Origin of the sequence: Streptomyces ziwulingensis (assembly GCF_039542605.1) — a bacterium.
In the GTDB taxonomy this organism is placed as follows: domain Bacteria; phylum Actinomycetota; class Actinomycetes; order Streptomycetales; family Streptomycetaceae; genus Streptomyces; species Streptomyces ziwulingensis.
The window spans coordinates 1-968 of sequence record NZ_BAABIG010000060.1 but is presented as its reverse complement, the minus strand read 5'-3'; the positions used below and the strand labels follow the sequence as shown (position 1 = coordinate 968).

The window sequence follows — 968 nt, the reverse complement described above, 5'->3', positions numbered from 1 at the left end:
TGTCAGGCCCGGACGCCGAGGAGGTGGTCCATGGCGAGCTGGTCGAGGTGTTCGAAGGCCATGCCACGCGCGGCGGCGGCCTCGGCGTCGAAGGTCTCGTAGGCGGACTCGTCGGCCAGCAGGGCGGCGAGACCGTCGGCGGCGGTCGGCAGGGCGAGCTGGTCCAGCCGCGACGCCTTCAGCGCGTCGCGCACCTCGGGATCGGCACGGAACGCCGCCGCCCGGTCCTTGAGGATCAGATAGTTGCGCATACAGCCCGCCGCCGACGCCCACACCCCGTCGGGGTCCTCGGTCCGCGGCGGCTTGAAGTCGAAGTGCCGCGGCCCCGCCCAGCCCGCCGACTCCAGCAGATCCACCAGCCAGAACGCCGAACGCAGATCACCCGCGCCGAACCGCAGGTCCTGGTCGTACTTGATCCCCGACTGGCCGTTGAGGTCGATGTGGAACAGCTTCTCCGCCCACAACGCCTGCGCGATACCGTGCGCGAAATTCAGCCCCGCCATCTGCTCGTGCCCGACCTCCGGGTTCACCCCGAACAGCTCCGGCCGCTCCAGCCGCTCGATGAACGCCAGCGCGTGCCCCACCGTCGGCAGCAGAATGTCCCCGCGCGGCTCGTTCGGCTTCGGCTCGATCGCGAACCTCAGGTCATAACCCTGCTCCACGACGTACTCGCCCAGCAGATCGAAGGCCTCCCTCATCCGCTCTAGCGCGTCCCGCACATCCTTCGCCCCGCCCGACTCCGCACCCTCACGGCCACCCCAGGCGACATACACCTCCGCCCCCAGCTCGACCGCCAGATCGATGTTGCGGACCGTCTTGCGCAACGCGAACCGCCGCACGTCCCGGTCGTTCGCCGTGAACGCGCCGTCCTTGAACACCGGATGCGTGAACAGGTTCGTCGTCGCCATCGGCACCTTCATGCCCGTCGCGTCCAACGCCTGCCGGAACCGCTTCACCCGCGACCCACG

Annotated in this window: 1 protein-coding gene; it reads right to left on the bottom strand. The window is 69.6% G+C overall.

Going from position 1 to position 968, the window contains the following annotated elements:
• Nucleotides 1–2: 2 nt before the first annotated feature.
• The coding region (gene xylA, locus ABEB00_RS27030; RefSeq protein ID WP_345622972.1) for a xylose isomerase at nt 3–968 on the bottom strand (966 nt) is incomplete at its 5' end.